This is a genomic window from Paenibacillus sp. PDC88 (genome assembly GCF_900106725.1).
Taxonomy (GTDB): domain Bacteria; phylum Bacillota; class Bacilli; order Paenibacillales; family Paenibacillaceae; genus Paenibacillus; species Paenibacillus shunpengii.
Genome location: NZ_FNNT01000007.1, coordinates 322,063 through 338,530, shown reverse-complemented (window position 1 = coordinate 338,530; position 16,468 = coordinate 322,063). Strand labels below are relative to the sequence as shown.

Sequence of the window (16,468 nt, the reverse complement as noted above, 5' to 3'; positions counted from 1 at the left end):
TCTCTTTGGGTGATGTTGTATTGGACAAACACCATTCTACCAAAGATTTGGAGCCCTTTTCACGTTTTCAAAGAGTCGTACTTTCGAAATTCAGGATAAATGGTGAATATATGCATTAAAACAAGGCAGCCGTTACGGCTGCCTTGTTTTTTAAAGTTGGTATTCGGATGCTTACTATCTTCCAAATATGTCCATCGTGATCATCATTGCTTTAAAAGGACAGCAACAAATGAATCTTACTTTCGTATTGTTATATGACATTTTAAATTTATCTATATAAACAATATTGCATAATAATTGGTATTATATTATATTCATTTAAGTTTTATTTAACAGCAGCTTGTAATTCAAATCACTTATTGGTACAGAGGTGAAGGCTAAGTGTATCTCATTATGTTTCTACATTTGGTCCTAAGTGCAGCTTTGACCTGGTTAGGAGTAACAGCTTCAAATATAAATACTCAATTATCGAGAAGCTATGCTAGTTCGCAATCGCCTGGTCACTTAACTTATGAAGATCAGATGGGTTTATTGGTTTTGCCTATTTTTGCATTAATAGTTGCTTTTATAGTGATCAATATTATTACTGCAATCATACTTCGAAAATTACACAATAAAGGTATTTTCAATAACAAAAAACTTTACTTTATTGGGTCGCATTGTATTATGTTAATGGTTTTTGTAATCACAATATATAATCAAATTTTTAATTACAACCCCTAATTAGATCATAATTGAAGATGCTATAACGCTGTACTTGAAATTTACATCATTGTTTAGACTGGAGAATTTACTGGAGGATTTACTAATGTATTTACCAACAATAAAATCAAGGCTTCGCTATGTTGGTGTTGTAGCTAGTGTGCTAGCTATTTGTTATTATTTATTCTTATATAAGAGTACGACTAGCGCCATTGTCACTTTGCAGTCCATTGATGATCATACCATCCAAGTTCTGATGGGCGATTCTATAACCCGAGTCGATATTAAAACTCATGAAATGGTTCGAAATTTACTTATAGAAGGAAATTATTATTACATAGGGTTTACGAATCATCCATTATGGGGCTCAAAATTAATTAAGATTGAACCTTCTCTCTAACCTAATAGGCGATGACATCGTTTCCTATCTATTAATTTAAAAAGTCAGCTGATCGGTATGATCAGCTGACTTCTTTTTATAATGACAATTAGAGCTCCAATACGGTAACCTGTTCCCCTTCCACGACTTCACCGTTATCGCGGAAGCCGGCCCTTTCGTAGAGCTTTTTCGCTGCCGTGTTCTCCGCCTTATAAGAGATCCAGCAATATCGTGCAGGTCCTGCCGGGCGGGTACGGATAAATGCAAGAATTCGACTCATCGCTTCACGGCCATAACCTTGGTTCTGATATCGCGTGTCCATCATCAATCTCAGGATACAGTAGCTGTCATCTGCAATACTCGGGAGCTCGTACCCCGTTATCTGATAAGTGATCAATACAAAACCAACCGGCAGTTCATCCGCGTAAATGGCAAAAGGAAATGGATGCCCTCCATTCGTAGCCAGCACATAACACGAAGCCACACTAGACAGGTTGGAGGCTACATAGCGGCGCTGATCCTCTGTTACCTCCAGATTGAAGATTTCACGTCGGTTTTCCAGTGTAATTTTTCTGAGCGTAATCATGTAATAACTCTTCCTTCCATTCGGTAAATTTGCTGCGCCGCGGTCGCATGAATAAATATACAAAATCTTCAAAAAAAGTAATAGACTTATATATTATTTTTTTGTATCCTATTATGTATCCGTGTCATTTTTGGAGTAGAAAAAAGCAGCCGATGCAATTGAACTGAAGTTCATTGCATCGGCTGCTTATTTTTTCATGTAACCCATCGTTACCGATTATTCGTTTGTTGTTGCTCCTGTATCTTCAGTGGAATCCGTAGCCGCATCTGCATCTGTACTTTCCTCTGCTGGCGTAAGTGTATTTGAAATTTCGGCATTGGAACGCAGGTCAGTCATCCAAGTGGAGCTAAGCTCACCAATTTGTTGATCCACCAATATTTTGCGAATTTCTTCTTTCTTGTCCTCCAGTGTTGGATTCGTCGCTTCTTTATGATCTGTCTTCATGATGATGTGGTAACCATAATCCGACTTCACCGGATCACTGATTTCATCAATCTCCATGGAAAAAGCTGCTTTCGAGAATGGCTCTACCATATCTGCTTCACCAAAGAACCCGAGATCGCCGCCATTTGCTGCGGAAGCCGTATCTGTGGATTTCTCCTTTGCCAGTGTTGCAAAGTCTGCTCCACCATCCAGCTCTTTCTTGATCGCATCTGCTTCTTCTTTAGTTTTAACGAGAATATGAGAAGCTTTCACTTGCTCTGGTGTAGCAAAGGACGCCTTGTTCTCCTCATAGTAAGTGCTGATCTGCTCATCGGTTACTTCGGTTTGCGGCTCTAGAATTTTACGCATTTTCACTTGAAGATCCATATTTTTCTTAAGAGCGTCAAGTGTCATTCCAGATTGAGCAAGTGCCGAGTTAAATGCTTCTTCACCGCCATATTGCGTCTTCAACGTTTCAAGCTCGGCATTCACGTCCTCTTCTGTTACCGTCACGTTAGCCTCAGACGCTGCCTGATCCACAAGCTCCATCGTAATCATATTCTCCAACGTGGATTGTCCGCCAAGTGTCACAAGTTCGTTATACAGCTCGTCCTTGGAAATGTCTGTCCCATTCACAGATGCAACAGCTTCCTTACCGCCTCCAAACGGAGGATATATAAGGACGATAATGAGCGCAGCTGCAAGAACTCCAGATATCACCATCCAGACTACACTATTCTTCCCTTTGGCTGCTGGCTGCTCTTCGTTCTCTGCCTGATCCTTTTGCATCTCTGGGGCTGTAGCTGCTTCCGGCTGTCCTTCCACCTCTGTTACCGGCTGTGCCTCAGACGATTCCAGCTGTGATTCGGATTCCCCAGCAGGCTCACTTCCTTGCTGTATTTCTTTCTCTTCTTGCAAAGAATTCTGTTTCTCTTCCTCGTTGTCGAAACGCGATGGTTTGTTGTTATCCATTAAACTAAAACTCCCTTCGTGTCTTTCCATATCATGACCTTTTATTAAATATAAAGGATTTCAAAAATAAAACATTAAAATAACATAAAAAATCTATAGATTCGACTCTGATACCATAATATGTACTATTTTCACGCCAAAATTTCCTTTAGTCTCAATCTGTTTTTCTCATTTAAAGCATAGTCAACTAATTGTTCGTTATAACCCTCCGTTTGAAATATACTAATAATTTTGTTGATTCTTTCCTCTATATTTCGGCTCATATTGGTTTCTAGCTGGATCTCCAATGGAATGACGGGCAGCATCATATCCTTATAAGGGAGTGAAACGATGTGTTCCCATACATGCGGTCCATTTTCCCAGAAGCCTGAGCCATGGATGTACTCAATATGTTCTGGTGGCTGAATGCATGCAGCTTCAAACACAATTCCATGCACGACAAGGCGGGCAAAGGTCCAATGGTTTTTCGAAAAATCGGTAAACGTCCTAGTAGGAGTAGAAGCCGATGAGTACCAGTCCTCCATTGATGTGTTTAATTCATCTAAGCTCTCATCCTTAGTAAGAAACTCTTCAAAAATCTTTCCAATGTTATGGACATCTTCTGGCTTGGATACAAGAATATCAATATCTCCAGGCGTAATTTTGCATCCTTGGATAAAAGAGCTGAGTGAACCCGCAAATACATATCGGACACCCTCCTCATTTAATGCTCTAGCGATCAATTCAATAACGTTCATAAGCTGTGCTGGCGCAGTCATCGAATATACACCTTCCCTTTCTTGAGTTAAGAATCATGAGCATTCTATATAGAACTTGGTACAAGCTTATACATTTTATGCAATAAACATATCAGAAGGTTCAGTAAATTTGTAGTTCCATATATCATGATAAGGAAATTTTGCACTGACGAAAAAGCAAATCTCTATAGTAATACTCAGTAGCGCCTGTACTCCATTAATGCTCTCTTGTTAGAAAAACCGATATATCCCTTCTTGAAAATACGCGTATTCTTCCTCCGTTATCCTTAACCTGCCATAGGACTCCAAAAAGATTTCCTTATCCCTCGCTTGATCAAATACTCCCTGCTTCGGACGAATCGCGAGTGCCATATCAAATCGTGGATCACCATAGCCTGCTCTGGGCCAATCGATAATGCCGCATACCTTATTGTTTTTAATTAATACATTATTCGTATGGAAGTCACCATGAATCAGCGTATTCTTTATCGGTAGTGGTCTGTTCCTATCTAGTCGCATGAGCAGTTCTTCTGTTCCATCTATATTATAATTAGCTAGATTGTATCTGGCTTTCATAAGCATCGAATCGATCCAGGGCGGATCATTCTTATGTAATGGTCCAGGACATGGACATTCATGAATTCTCCTTAGGCATGCACCATATTGAGACACCACTTCTTCTCGATCCCTGTGGTTAGGTTGATCGCTCAAGAAATGTCTCAAGCTTATTCCATCTATGTAATCCATGAGCAGCCATCTTGAATTGCCTTCCACATGGAAAGCATACGTGCTTGGAACAAGCAGACCCGTAGTCGAAAGATATTGCATCGCTGCATATTCATCTGATAACCATTCGTTAAATAAGTCATGCTCTGTCTTCTTAATCACGAACTGGTGATCACGCGTTTCGATCTTCACGACAAGTGAAGTATGACCCTGCTTTGGATATGAGATGCTGCGAATCTCACCGATTAGATCTACAAGCTGAGCAGGAATATCCTCTATATTCATGGGTTATCTCCTTTTGCTTATTTGACATGGCTTCGGACTTGTTCAGCTAATTATACAATATTATAATTTGATATGTATCTAATTTATTACCGAAATATAATACTGTAAAGCTCTTTGTAGAATTATAAGTCCTCTTTTCAATCTACAATGTAATGAAAAAGGAGCAGCTGCCCATCGGCTAGCTACTCCATGCTAAGTTGAATTTACGTTCCCATTAGCCATTCAATTTCTCTCACGTAATCGGAAGAATATATACAGCACTAAATTTTTACCCTCAAGCCTTCTTTTTGTTTCGCGAAAGACCCAGGATACAAAAGCTAATGATAATGAATAAAATATTGGCATACATTTCGAGGTTATCCTGCAAATTTGTATAAAGTAAAAATGAATCTGCTGCACCGTGAACAAGACCCGTAATAATTCCACGAACTCCTAAACCGAAAAAAACAACAGCAAGGATTAATTGAAATGTTTTCAAGAGATCAACTCCATAATTTTATACTTTTTTTACCTAGGAATGAGTCTGACGTGTTGTGGATTCAAATAATTGGATCAGCTCTTTAGAATATTCAGTGATATCAAAATCAGGGTTCGTTACGAGCTGCTGACTTGCGAGATCAATTGCACTTCTAATCGTCATAGCTAACACTCTAGTGCCTGTAGACGTAAAAGTCCGGAAACTTCCGTCCTCTTGGCCCCATTGTAGAATTTCAATAAGTGGCTCATATATCGCATTATCTCCTGGTTTATGAAAAAACAGCTTCCCTTCTTCATCTCTAACATTCATCACAATTTCAGCGACAGCAGCCACCTGTTCCTTATGCGCATGAATAAATTCTAGATTTGTTTCGATATAGCACTTCAGCATAGAAGACGGAGTGGATTCATTTTCGATTTTTGACAAAAACGAGGCTCCCTTCATGTATAAATCCACTACAATATTTTGCATTAGTTCATCCTTGCTGGAAAAATGATACGTAACGACCCCCTTACTAATCCCAGCCCGTTTAGCAATTTGTCCGATCGAAGCCTGTGCATACCCTAGATCCCATATCGTCTCAATAGCGATATCCATGATTTGCGCTCTTCGCGCTTTTTCAATAAACGTCTTTTCATTAGATTTAGTACTCATGATCAAATATTAGCACGATCGTACTAATTGATCAATAGCTATTTGCTTCAGCCCTGTTACAGCTGTTTTCAATTGGCAGGTACGTATTTTGAAAGAGTCGTAATCAATCCACTTGTCCAATTCAACATTTCGTCCGTAAACTGTTCAAACTGATCTTCGCTGAAGCTGCCGGATTTAAACTGTTCTGAAATCTGAAGGATACGACGATCCTGATCGACAAGCACGTCATACATCTCTGTTCTCTGCTTAATGTAACTCCCTGTTTCATAATAATGCTTTGCCTGTAGTGTAAAAACAGCTGCTTTGTAAAGCCCGGCAAGTGCCTGCATATCTGCGCTATGCAAATAATTGTGGCTGCACATATGATAGAGATTGCAGGCACCGTTTAAAACCGCATGCCGGATATCAGTATGCTCAATTGGAGGAATCATTTTATTCAAGTTGCCGTGATAAGAGATCGTATCGTGATAGAACTGAAACAAATCGTATTTTGCCCATCCAGCAATTTCATTTACACCGGATACGAAGCCGCAAATTTTCTCTCGATTAGACAAACTCTGGATAGCTGAATTGTACTGTTTCAAATCCTCCAGCTTTACCCTATCCAAAATCAGAACCACGTCTATATCGCTGTTCTCATTGGCTTCTCCTCGTCCATAGCTGCCTTGCAGACCAATAAATATTACTCTATCACGAAACACCCTCCTAACCGTATTCGAATATAACTCCATCCAGTTTTCAATATGAATCATCGTTATTATATCCCCTTTCAAGTTGTTTACTGTGTAAAACCATTCGCTGCGTCGGATAACCGAATTCGGTCAACAATTCAGCTTCTGCAAATCCTAGCTCTTTCAATGCTTTCCGATAACCGGTATCTGCTTTATCTCCTTCTCGGAATGTAGTTATGCTAATAATATTGATCTTTAACCATTCACTAATAACCACTTCCATAAATAATTTGGCAATCCCCTGCTTGCGGTATAAAGGATGAACTCCCAAGAAATCGATGCTTTCCCTCGCGTAAGAAATCATCATATTTCCAATAACAGTATCGCCCTCTGTCATGATAAAGGCTCGTCCTTCTGCAATGCACTTACGCAACACCTTCATATGCTCTTCCTCATAAAGGTAAGGGTAACCATCAATAACAAGGCGGACCAAGTTCATCCAAGCATCAACATCTTTCTCAGATGCAAATCTAATTTTCTTTCCGAATTCCGCTTCTTTTTTGCTTTCTTCCCGAAAATATTCATCATCGAATCTGAATCTTAACTGTAGCGCATAATATTGTTCGTCTTCTCTAAATTGAAGCGGCGTTTTCTTATACATCGCTTTAAAAATAGTAGTGAAAGCCTGCTGACTATCGTAGCCCGCTAGTATTGCAATATCCAGAATGGGTTTATTCGAAAAGGCAAGTAACTTTGCCGCTTCCGTTAATTGTCGTCGCTGCACATATTCATGGATAGTCATACCAACCCTCTTTGAAAATATCCGATGCAAATAGTATTTCGAATAATGCAAGGCGTTTGCAATTACATCCAAATTCAATTTTTCAGTCAAGTGATCTTCTATATAATTAATCGTAGTTATAATAAGATTCGATGTGTTCAAAGCCTCACTCTCCCTCCTAAAATAGTAGCAAGCATCCGTTCCGCAGTTTTAATTATTCTTGCGCTATGTTCACCAAAAAGAGCTGTTAAATCTAGTTAGCATCTATCAGGAGGTTTTAGTCTAGTATATTAATTAGTATTTCCCGTTAGAGTGACGTTATAACGTCATTTCACTTGCTCATTCCATAAGTAAATGCAATATTCTTTATTTGTACTAAGCGATTGTTTATTACGGATCTCAGAATAGATGATCTTTACTTCTCTTTGTATAAGAGAACCATATGTACAGCTGTATGCCTTTCCTACTACATTAAAAAAGGGAACAGCTGCCGCGGCAGTCTGCTCCCAGATCATCTTTTCTCTGTTACATGTATATATAAAAAGGGTAACCTGATACCACCCCAAAATTCAAAGTTAAAAATTTTACTGTTAGCCTTCCTCATCATCAATACATGCTCTTGATATATCAAGAATGCTGTTGCCATTTGTCTGACTTCCACAAGTTTCCCTCCACAGATGTTTTTAATTGGAGCTCATTTTGTGCCTGATGATGAGTTACAACTAACTGATTCTCAATAAATTTGATGCATGACTAATGTTTGGAACAATACTTTTCACCAGAATCAACTCAATTCCTCTATAAAAACGATCGTGCAAATCTGTAATGCATTCATATTTCACTTTATTGTGGATTTGAAGACCTTTCCCAAAAAGAATTGTCCATTCATTATCAGCAAAGTTTATAAATCCATTATGTATTTCGATGTGATCCTTGATCATATTTTCGCTTTCTAGTGATATACCTATCCAGTCGTTAACTTCATCTAACAATAAGTAGCACTCTTTATATGACTCTCCTCCATTATTAAGCATGTATCCTTCTTGCTCATAGAAATAGATATAAACGAGTAACAGTTCTTCCGCTTCTTGCATTCTAATTTTCAAGAGATATTCCTCCTAGTGATTACAACATTAGCAAAAAGAAAAGAGAAAAAATAAAGCTTAGGACTGCGATGAAAATATGAAGCCAAATCAATATCGTTTTTTTTAGAAGATTTCTTTGCTTTTTTTGAATAAAATAGGAGTATACGAACACAGCAATCACAAGGGGCAAATATTGATGAAGATCAGGTCCAGCTTGACTCGGTAATGCTTGGTTTATATATCCACGTGTAGTCTCATCATTTATCATAAAACCGTATATAACTCCGATGATCACTGGGATCAAAACTGATAATGATGACTGAACGAGACTCTTCTTAAAAAAAGAAGGAGCAGATTTTTGGTATATGTCATTGACCATGATATATTTGCCTCCTTATTCATAGTTAAAAGTTTCCTCTTATAGAAGTTCACTTGTTAACATGGATATGCTGACGTTCTTTCCACTCGAACTCATTCCCCAAATGAAATGTGGATAGATCGATCACGAGATCGAGTTCTTTTTTTGGAGCATCCGCAAACCTCTTCTGTCCGTGCGCCCAGCAGCAATACAGCTCTACGTCCTCACCAATTTCCATATTGGAGCTTAAATATTTGAAAAGCTCTACCACGCACTTTTTGTTTACATGATATAACATGGGGGAGCATGTTTAATTTCGTCATTGATCTCAAAGGAACCTTCTTCTGGATACACTTGATAAACAAATGGATGTCGGAAAGGATGCGATGATTCTTCTCTGGTTATGGGACCCGTTATATATAATCCTGCTGCATCCTCTTCTGTATCATAGATATCCATAAGTTTATCTCCTCTTGGGTATTTCTCCAGCAGTAATTGCATACCGCGTTGCTCCTTAGCGGCAGGGTTTCACATTCGTTATGTAATCATGAATCGTCATCACTGTTTTTTCTGTCCGAACGAGCCTATAGGAAGCTCATGGCTTGCTGCAACATAATAGAATAGGGTCACCGTGTCAATCTCATCTCCTATCTGAAACTTTAGTTTGAAATATCAAATTTATGCCTTAGGATTCTCCATCTGCAAATGACCAATGAGCAGGGTGTTTTAAATAACGAGGTAATTGGGTATGTTGATTACCTTTGGCTGAATTGACCTGTGCTTGAGCAAGAAAAATACATCCCGTAAGATCCGCTCCTGATAAGTCAGGGTGAAAAATATATCGATGATTGAACAACACTGGATCGCACCTATACATCCGAATTCTAGATAAATCCGTTACCGTAATGGTTTATATCTTGTCCAATCTGGTACAATAGCGACTAAGAGGTGAAACCATGCTAGATTCAATTGATAACCATATCTTGCAGCGCCTAGCCCAGAACAGCAGGATCTCTTACACCGATTTGGCCAAGGAGGTTGGACTGTCAGGGGTTGCGGTGAAGGAACGAATTGACAAGCTTGTTAACCAAGGCATCATTGAACAGTTCTCAATCGTCGTAAACGCTGAAAAATTGGGCAAGAAAATATCTGCCTATCTGGAGCTAGAAGTGGAGCCCGCCCATTTGAATACGATTGTCGAAGAACTGAAAGCGAATGAACAAGTTGCTGTATTATATGAAATGACAGGCGCCTGTTTGCTTCATGTTCATATTTTGGTCGAGGATATGGAGCAGATGGAGCGGTTTATGCATAAATCGATTTATGCGCTGACAGGGATTCTACGAGTAGAGAACCAAATACTGCTGAAGCGCCACAAAAATCAGGACGGCTTAAATATATAAGATATCGTCCAATGGACAAGAGAGAGAACCTAGAGACCTAGCAAGGTCCTGAGATTCTCTCTTTTCTGCTAGCAGGCTATGATTTAATGATTGGTCTTGGATAACTTAGACTTGTAGAACTCGGCAAAATATTCGCTAACCACCGCTGTATGGCTATCTGACAGCTCTACCTTCGCCGTTAATTTAAGCTTCTTGCCATTGTACGTTCCGGTTGGCTCCCCCACTCTCAAGGATAGCGTGTTGCCATGATATTGAATCGTGATCGTTTCTGTCCCTGGCTCCCAGCCTACCTTTGCGCCGAAGCTCTCGAAGCTGTTTCTTAGCCCCACTGTCTTTTGCTCCGCATCACCGAACTGTCCTTTGTTAATGACTGCGTGCACGCCCCAATTGCCGTCAACCACTTGAGTGATTCCAAAATCGGAGGAAATGGACATTAGGGAATAGGCTTCATCCTCCGTTAGATTCATGCCCTTCATTAAGAAGGATTTTGTCTTGAATGCGGCATCTTTCATCGCTTTATCAAGGGACGATTGGTTATAAATATCCTCCTGGGCATTTGCTCCAAGCTCTTCTAAATAGTTTGCATAGCTGAAGCCATGAACAACCCATTCGTTTTCATTTTCGAGAAGTGGGTAGTTAAGCTCGCTGAGCTTAGGACTAAGCTGATCTTTCTTATGAAGGATAAGCTGAATATCCCCTGTCACCGATGTCTCAATTGCCGTGCCGTTAAGCTCTGAATCGCCCTGACCCGCATGCGGATCGCCTACCGTTAACAGTGCGCCTTCAACGGAAACCGGATAATACATCGTTGCCCCTTCGGTTACACGCCAGTCATCAATGTTACCACCATAGTAGGAAGGCGGAACCGAGTCCACGATATCTGCTTCCTTCGGAGCAACAGCCATGGTACCAAAATGCAGCCTAACCGGAACCTGTACGCCTTCAAGTACATTGAAGTTCTTCTCGATGGTATCATGATCCACAACGATTCCTGGATACTTAATGATTGGATGCACTTTACCATCCGGATCCGTCTGAGGCGTCCACATATAGTTGTATAAAGCAGTAGCGTAATCCGTTACACCGTCCGAACTCATCTCATAAATCGTTACAACCTCTCGTTTCTTCGGCTCTTCTATCATCTCCCCATACAGATAACCCCAGTTCGCAGCCACATTAACACCATAGGTTTGACCTGCATATTTCTCATTCCCGTTAGGGCGCAGCTGCATATCTAGTATACGAACCTCCAGCACATCTCCGGGCTCTGCGCCCTTTACTTCAATAGGTCCAGTCATGATATGTACGCCAGGGCCTCGATCTGCCATGTGTTTATGTTCGCTGTCCCAGTGAAAAATGTCCTCCACTCCCGCATCGCCCTCGATCATCCGCTCATAATCATCACCGGAGTGATGAGTAATGGCTTCGACCGTGACGATATCTCCAGAGTTCACTGTAAGAACGGGGTCGCCTTTCCCGATATTCCCCCACCGAACGTTATCCGCATTTGCTGCTAAATAGTGTGTTTCCGATTTAGATGAAGCTTCTGAAATGTTAGAATACCCTACATAATTGACTGAACTCAGCACAAGAAAAGCTGAAACAGCCAGACAAACCTTACGTGAAGTACGTTCCCCCATGATAAACTCCCCTTAATATTCGATTTAGCGTTAGTTTTACTAACATGTTAGTGAGATTGAGTTTAGCATAAGGATTAAAGATTAACAATATAAACTTTACAGAAAAAAAACTTAATTTAATTAACCGATGTACAACGAAATCTTAAAAAAGTAAGAAGGCATGAGTATCTTTCGCCGTTTTAACCCTCTTCAAATTGATGACTTTACGATGCTTAATGCAAAAAAGCAGCTGCCTTTTCAGCAGCTGCTTCATGTTAATTTATATTCAATTTCATACTATTTACTAAGTAAGAGTTTCAAACCTTCGTGGCTCGCAACAAATCCGAGTCGTTCGTAGAATCTAAGAGCCCCTTTACGTTCTTTGTCCGTTGTCAGTTGAACCATGTCACAACCCATTGCTTCAGCCTCATGAATCGCATACCGAATGAAAGACTCTCCGAAGCCTTTCCCCCGATAATTACGGTCGATACGAACTCCCTCGATCTGACCACGTGTCATCCCTAGTCTTGCAATTCCAGGAATAATGATCAGCTGAAGACAACCGATCACTTGGTTGTCTTCCAGAGCAACGATAATGAAATTGCCTGTCTGCTGCTCCATTCTTGTAAATGCTTGGACGTAGGCTTCTGGCAATGGATCTTCAGCTCTTTCTCGAGTCGCTCCCAACTCATCATCTGCTAACAAACGAACGATGGCAGGAAGGTGCTCCACAGCTGCTCTTGTAAATTCCATAGAACCTCCTATTGGATAAAAATATGTTGTGTTCCGATCTATAATAACGTATTTCCGTTCATGACCTCTCTAAGTACCATTTCATCGCATTCTTGTATAGCACCTTATCTGCCTGCTCTTCATCCAGTGTATGATATATCAGTTCGATATCAGCATGATTATAGGGCCTCTTCGTTCTCGTTGATGGTAAATCTGTCCCGAACATAAGCGCATCGGGGTAGTCCCTGACTTTTTACTTTAACTAAAGCTAGTTTCACCTGTCGAAACCGAGTTTCGTTTATATAATTAATATAATTCATAACCATCACAATGAACAGCATCAATCATCTCTCCTGGATTTTTTACATTCCGATACGATGAATTTACACATCCCTGCAGTCGATTTTACAAAAGTACGATTTTCTCTATTTTTCGAGTCATAAAACATCCAAATCGTACGATTTTGATATAATGCGGAAATTGTTCTATAGCTGTCGGAGTCCCCAAAATGCTAAAGTTACGGCGTAACAGGCATCTGAAATGGAGACTTTCTCATCATTTGCTGGTGCATGTAGAACAATTTCAACGATCAAGAATAGGGGCGTGTAGTTGCAGGCTATGAAAAAACAATCAAAAAAATCACTCGCATTTCTTCTCATGTTATCTATGGCAAGCTCGTCGTTAGCAGGTCAAAGTTTCGCAGCGAGCCCGGAGGTTCAGCTCTCCGATATTAAAGGACACTGGGCAGAAGCCAAAATTCAAGCTTGGATCGATCAAGGATTGGTTCGAGGATATTTGGACCGCACCTTTAAACCGAACAAATCCATCACTAGAGCCGAGTTTATAAATTTAGTCAATGCTGCTTTTGGATATTCTGGACAAACCAAGATTAACTTCAAAGATGTTTCTGTGGATGCCTGGTACTATGACGCCGTGGCTGCAGCCAGCGCCGCTGGATATATAAGCGGGTACTCGAATCAAACGATGAAGCCGCAGAATTCCTTATCCCGTCAAGAAGCAGCAGTGATCATCGCGGGAATTCTGAATTTGGAGGATAACGAGGATGCCGCGGATGCCTTTAGCGATTCATCCACCATTGCAGCTTGGAGCAAAGGAGCTGTAGGTGCAGCGGCAGCGGCGGGAATGATATCCGGTTACGAAGATGGCAGCTTTAAACCTCTTCATTCGATCACGCGTGCCGAAGCCGTCGAAATACTGGTTAACGCTGTAGATACGAATACCCAAGTGGGTGCCAAACCATCTAAACCCGTTGGAACGACAAACCAGCTGAATGTTGCCCCTCCTGCGGATGAAGCCTCTTTATCTGCCGTGCGACATGGTGAAAATGCAGCCGACGACACACTCAAAAACACGGCTGCAACAAATCCTTTTATTCAGATTCTGGATGGTTTTGATGCAGTATGGTCCTTGAACCAACCGGCCTGGAGAAATGGAACAGCCTTAACTGTCCCTGGGGTCAACGGCAAGGTTGCGAATTATGGTGACGGGCCGACTATTTATTTTGACGGCTATAAAAATGATGCAGCCGCTGTCGTTGCAGATAAGAAAACATATGCAAATGCCGAAATAAGAAACAAGGCAACCTGGGTTGCCAATATTAAATATGTAGAAGAAGTCACGCAAAATCGTACCAAAGAAGAAGCGCTCGCAGCCTACTATGATGACCAAAGAGATAAGATCTATAGTATGATCGATGGTTTCGGACCGCTGGCTAACACTTATGTGGATATCATCAAGCCAACGACAAGCGTTGAACGAAGCATCGATGAAATGGATGTCGTCTTGACAGAAACCACGGTAGAAGACGAGAGCCAGGGAATCGGAAGCTGGGAAAATAACGAGCTTGAAGATATGATCGCTTTAGTAGACGCCGTTCGTTTCAAAATCCCTGCTTCATCTAATCCTTCTAAATACTTCTTCTCTTCACCAAGACCGTGGAGAATGAATTCAAACGGAGAGGTTAAAGAAATCGTCGATCAGAATGGTCTTCCTGTTTGGGAAACCCTCGGCGAAGGTGAACCAACAGATGAACCCTTACCTTCAGGAGGTACAAAATCAACCGGAGAAAGACATTTCCAAACGTATGAATCCGATGTTGAGGTTATCCCTGCATTGAGCTATGTCAGAAGAGAAGCAGAGGATGGACAAGGCAAAGATGGTGCTTTCCCAAGCGGACATACAAGCGCGTCGTACCTATCCGTTCTGCCTTTTGCCTACGCTACACCAGAACGATACGCTGAATTTTTGACCCGAGCGGCTCAAATGGGGGAGAATCGGATCGTAACCGGAATGCACTCACCGCTTGATGTAATCGGTGCAAGAATTCAAGCTACAGCCATGGCTGCCTATGCATTCAATAAAGAAGAGTATAAAGAATTATTAGAGAAGGGCTATGAAAATGCAGGAGAAGTATTTGGAGCGAAAGCAGCAGCAAAAGGCATGAGTCTGTATGACTATGCACATACGGTGACAGAGGACTATAACTTCAAGAGTGCATACGATGAGACAAAATGGACAGATCATGACGCCAACAAAGCCTTCTACAGAGAGAAGCTTACTTATGGCCTGCCTCAAACCGGAATCAAAGGCCTCGCTCCTGAAGTACCAGAAGGTGCAGAAGCTTTACTCGAAACGCGTCAGCCTTATTTAACCGATGAACAGCGCAGAGAAGTATTGTATACGACGTCCATTGACTCCGGTTATCCTGTACTGGACGAATCAAACGGCTGGGGCAGACTGGATCTCGTCACAGCTGCGGATGGGTACGGCGCGTTCCTGGAGAATGTAACCGTGAATATGGACGCTTCCAAAGGACGCTTTAACGCACAAGACTGGTGGAGAAATAATATCAGTGGCGCGGGCATGCTTACGAAGAAGGGATCGGGAACCCTTACTATGACGGGAAACAATACCTACACCGGCGGAACATTACTGCAAGCAGGAACACTCGAAGCTGAATCGGCAACTGCCTTTGGTAAAGGCGATCTGTACGTGGAGAATGGAACGGTCAAGGTTAACGCCGATGGATCATTGAAAGTGAACGGAAACCTCACGATGGACAACGGAACCTTAGAAATGGTGATGGATGATGACAGCAGTCAGATCCATGTCAACAAAATGCTGTATCTGGCTGGCGGAAGTCTGAATCTGGATCTATCTAGCTATAAGATTGAGGGTTCTAAAGATATTACATTAATTACTGCAGGTGGAGTTAAAGGTCAATTTGATCGTGTAACTGCGGATGGTTATGACGTGACTGTCACTTACACTGAGGATCGTGTCATTGCTCATGTTGCAGCAAAATAATAAATAGAAAGGTTAAGGGCTGAACTAGTTTCTAGTTTCAGCCCTTTTCGTATTCGCCTTTATTCGATGCTTACGGAAAACACCTTCCTTGATCGCTCCGATTCGTAAAATTGACCGTTGTGATCAGATATTTTGTCCACTCACGTAGAACTGGACGCGCATTAGATGCAGCTCCTCAAAGCAGTGTCGCAGCAGAAGAAATTTGCACTCCGTATTGACACCCGTCCTCCAATAGTCAGGCGATAGCCATGTCCATCCAATCTCAGCATTTCTATTCGCCATATCCAGATCCCCTGCTCGGGTGGTTCCGATGATCTTCCCTGACGCTTGATCCAATATGGTGAAGGGAATCTGGGATCCATTATTTTTATTTGCCAATGCATCAGTCAGTACCTGATCCAGTTCTTCCGTTGTATGGATCGTTCTCCAGGTGTATTCCCATACCTTTGGAGACAACAAGACGCTGATTAATTCTGCCTTGTGGCAATCTTCCATCGGAACAAGAGTTACTATTTTTCCTTCTAGAATGCAATTCATCTGATCTTGTTTA

The 16,468-nt window shown here is 41.3% G+C and carries 18 protein-coding genes and 2 pseudogenes; 3 read left to right on the top strand and 17 right to left on the bottom strand.

The genetic code is table 11. The annotated features are described in order from the left end of the window. Positions 1-808: 808 nt before the first annotated feature. Entirely contained in the window at positions 809-1,102 is a 294-nt protein-coding gene (locus tag BLW49_RS21175) for a hypothetical protein (RefSeq protein WP_076312238.1), read from the top strand. 88 nt (positions 1,103-1,190) lie between these two features. On the opposite strand, the gene BLW49_RS21170 is transcribed toward BLW49_RS21175, so the two are convergent. From BLW49_RS21170 to BLW49_RS29300, 13 genes and pseudogenes are all read right to left on the bottom strand, one after another. After that, positions 1,191-1,667 carry a GNAT family N-acetyltransferase gene (locus tag BLW49_RS21170; protein WP_076312239.1) on the bottom strand — a complete coding sequence of 159 codons (477 nt, stop codon included), beginning with the start codon at positions 1,665-1,667 and terminating at the stop codon, positions 1,191-1,193. Between the two features lie 216 nt (positions 1,668-1,883). Continuing rightward, entirely contained in the window at positions 1,884-3,062 is a 1,179-nt protein-coding gene (locus BLW49_RS21165) for a peptidylprolyl isomerase (RefSeq protein WP_090726731.1), read from the bottom strand. A gap of 131 nt (positions 3,063-3,193) precedes the next feature. Continuing rightward, positions 3,194-3,820 (bottom strand): nucleotidyltransferase family protein, encoded by a 627-nt coding sequence (locus BLW49_RS21160; RefSeq protein WP_090726730.1) that lies wholly within the window; start codon positions 3,818-3,820, stop codon positions 3,194-3,196. 210 nt (positions 3,821-4,030) lie between these two features. Beyond that, positions 4,031-4,810 carry a phosphotransferase family protein gene (locus tag BLW49_RS21155; protein ID WP_090726728.1) on the bottom strand — a complete coding sequence of 260 codons (780 nt, stop codon included), beginning with the start codon at positions 4,808-4,810 and terminating at the stop codon, positions 4,031-4,033. 274 nt (positions 4,811-5,084) lie between these two features. After that, positions 5,085-5,288, bottom strand: a complete 204-nt coding sequence (locus tag BLW49_RS21150; protein ID WP_090726726.1) for a hypothetical protein — start codon at positions 5,286-5,288, stop codon at positions 5,085-5,087. A gap of 33 nt (positions 5,289-5,321) precedes the next feature. After that, positions 5,322-5,885: a TetR/AcrR family transcriptional regulator gene (locus tag BLW49_RS21145; RefSeq protein WP_256209878.1), complete on the bottom strand. Its 564-nt coding sequence runs from the start codon at positions 5,883-5,885 to the stop codon at positions 5,322-5,324. 125 nt (positions 5,886-6,010) lie between these two features. Further along, positions 6,011-6,694 carry a nucleotidyltransferase domain-containing protein gene (locus tag BLW49_RS21140; protein ID WP_218145900.1) on the bottom strand — a complete coding sequence of 228 codons (684 nt, stop codon included), beginning with the start codon at positions 6,692-6,694 and terminating at the stop codon, positions 6,011-6,013. Then, on the bottom strand, positions 6,681-7,556 hold the full coding sequence (locus tag BLW49_RS21135) for a GNAT family N-acetyltransferase (protein ID WP_090726725.1): 876 nt from the start codon (positions 7,554-7,556) through the stop codon (positions 6,681-6,683). The genes BLW49_RS21140 and BLW49_RS21135 overlap by 14 nt, the downstream gene beginning before the upstream one ends. 560 nt (positions 7,557-8,116) lie before the next feature. Next, positions 8,117-8,500 carry a hypothetical protein gene (locus tag BLW49_RS21130; protein ID WP_090726723.1) on the bottom strand — a complete coding sequence of 128 codons (384 nt, stop codon included), beginning with the start codon at positions 8,498-8,500 and terminating at the stop codon, positions 8,117-8,119. Positions 8,501-8,519: 19 nt separating this feature from the next. Then, positions 8,520-8,858, bottom strand: a complete 339-nt coding sequence (locus BLW49_RS21125) for a hypothetical protein (RefSeq protein WP_090726721.1) — start codon at positions 8,856-8,858, stop codon at positions 8,520-8,522. A 49-nt stretch (positions 8,859-8,907) separates the two neighbouring features. Continuing rightward, the gene (locus BLW49_RS28910) at positions 8,908-9,075 is read right to left on the bottom strand and encodes a hypothetical protein (RefSeq protein ID WP_177178816.1); all 168 of its coding nucleotides are present in this window, start codon (positions 9,073-9,075) and stop codon (positions 8,908-8,910) included. A gap of 44 nt (positions 9,076-9,119) precedes the next feature. Next, positions 9,120-9,338 carry a hypothetical protein gene (locus tag BLW49_RS21115; RefSeq protein WP_090726718.1) on the bottom strand — a complete coding sequence of 73 codons (219 nt, stop codon included), beginning with the start codon at positions 9,336-9,338 and terminating at the stop codon, positions 9,120-9,122. Positions 9,339-9,522: 184 nt separating this feature from the next. Then, positions 9,523-9,663, bottom strand: a pseudogene (locus tag BLW49_RS29300) (pentapeptide repeat-containing protein); the annotation flags it as partial. A 130-nt stretch (positions 9,664-9,793) separates the two neighbouring features. Between BLW49_RS29300 and BLW49_RS21110 the strand changes: the two are divergent. Further along, a complete protein-coding gene (locus BLW49_RS21110) occupies positions 9,794-10,240 on the top strand; it encodes an Lrp/AsnC family transcriptional regulator (protein ID WP_090726716.1) in 447 nt (148 codons plus the stop codon). Positions 10,241-10,323: 83 nt separating this feature from the next. Here BLW49_RS21110 and BLW49_RS21105 read toward each other — a convergent pair whose 3' ends face one another. The 3 genes and pseudogenes from BLW49_RS21105 to BLW49_RS21095 form a co-directional block, all read right to left on the bottom strand. Beyond that, positions 10,324-11,880, bottom strand: coding sequence for an acetamidase/formamidase family protein (locus BLW49_RS21105; RefSeq protein ID WP_090726715.1), 1,557 nt, complete (start codon positions 11,878-11,880; stop codon positions 10,324-10,326). 276 nt (positions 11,881-12,156) lie between these two features. Further along, positions 12,157-12,612 carry a GNAT family N-acetyltransferase gene (locus tag BLW49_RS21100; protein WP_090726713.1) on the bottom strand — a complete coding sequence of 152 codons (456 nt, stop codon included), beginning with the start codon at positions 12,610-12,612 and terminating at the stop codon, positions 12,157-12,159. Between the two features lie 58 nt (positions 12,613-12,670). Next, positions 12,671-12,829, bottom strand: a pseudogene (locus BLW49_RS21095) (2-pyrone-4,6-dicarboxylate hydrolase); the annotation flags it as partial. A gap of 380 nt (positions 12,830-13,209) precedes the next feature. Between BLW49_RS21095 and BLW49_RS29405 the strand changes: the two are divergent. Continuing rightward, a complete protein-coding gene (locus tag BLW49_RS29405) occupies positions 13,210-15,918 on the top strand; it encodes an S-layer homology domain-containing protein (RefSeq protein WP_090726767.1) in 2,709 nt (902 codons plus the stop codon). A gap of 123 nt (positions 15,919-16,041) precedes the next feature. On the opposite strand, the gene BLW49_RS21085 is transcribed toward BLW49_RS29405, so the two are convergent. Then, positions 16,042-16,455, bottom strand: coding sequence for a GNAT family N-acetyltransferase (locus BLW49_RS21085; RefSeq protein WP_090726711.1), 414 nt, complete (start codon positions 16,453-16,455; stop codon positions 16,042-16,044). Positions 16,456-16,468: the final 13 nt, after the last annotated feature.